General features: G+C 63.6%; 1 pseudogene. It reads left to right on the plus strand.

From position 1 onward, the window contains the following. Positions 1–998: pseudogene (locus tag E4S58_RS17775) on the plus strand (IS3 family transposase); the annotation flags it as partial. Positions 999–1,025 lie beyond the last annotated feature (27 nt).

Consider the following 1,025-nt stretch of genomic DNA (forward strand, 5'->3'; position numbering starts at 1 on the left):
TGAAGAAGATGCTGGCCGAACAGATGCTCGACGTCGCGACGCTGAAGGAGATGTTGGGAAAAAACTTCTGAGGCCCGGTTCGAGGCGGCGTGCCGTGGACCATTGCCCGGAAGGCGATTTGGCAAAGCCAAATCTGCCGAGAGGGGGGCCATGAAGGAGAAGAGCTACTCGCAGCGGCGGGCCTGTGCGCTGGTCGGGATTGACCCGCGCGTGTATCGGCGGCAGCCGACCAGGCCGGAGGACTGGCAGTTGCGCGAGCGGCTGCGGGAGTTGTCGGGCGAGAGGCGGAGGTTCGGATATCGGCGTCTGCACATCCTGCTGCGGCGGGAGGGCTGGGCGTTGAACTGGAAGAAGCTCTACCGGATCTACCGGGAAGAAGGCTTAACCGTCCGTAAACGGGGCGGTCGCAAGCGGGCACTGGGAACCAGGGCGCCGATCCCTGCCCGGCAGGCGATTGCCTGCAATCGCCGAGAGGGGCGATCCCTCAGGGGCCGAACCAGCGCTGGAGCCTCGACTTCGTGTCGGACAGCCTCAGCGATGGCCGCCGCTTTCGGATCCTGTGCGTGATCGACGACTTCAGCCGGGAATGTCTGGCTGCGGTCGTCGACACCTCGCTCTCCGGCATCCGGGTCGCCCGGGAGCTGGACCGGATCGCCGAGGTCAGAGGCCATCCCTGCATGGTAGTCAGCGATAATGGGACCGAGCTGACCAGCAACGCCATCCTCAAATGGCAGGAAGAGCGCCGGGTCGAATGGCACTACATCGCGCCGGGGAAACCGATGCAGAACGGCTTTGTCGAGAGCTTCAATGGCCGCCTCAGGGACGAATGCCTCAACGAGCATCTGTTCGCCAACCTGCGTCATGCCCGCAGTCTGATCGCGGCGTGGCGTGATGACTACAACCATCACCGCCCCCACACGAGCCTCGACGGGCTCACCCCGTGGGAGTATCACCAAAGGTCGAAAGAGGACCAAACCCTGAACAGAGCTAACCTATAAACGCGGACTCGAAGGGGAGCAGGTCAG

This window comes from Pseudooceanicola onchidii (assembly GCF_004959925.1).
GTDB lineage: Bacteria > Pseudomonadota > Alphaproteobacteria > Rhodobacterales > Rhodobacteraceae > Pseudooceanicola > Pseudooceanicola onchidii.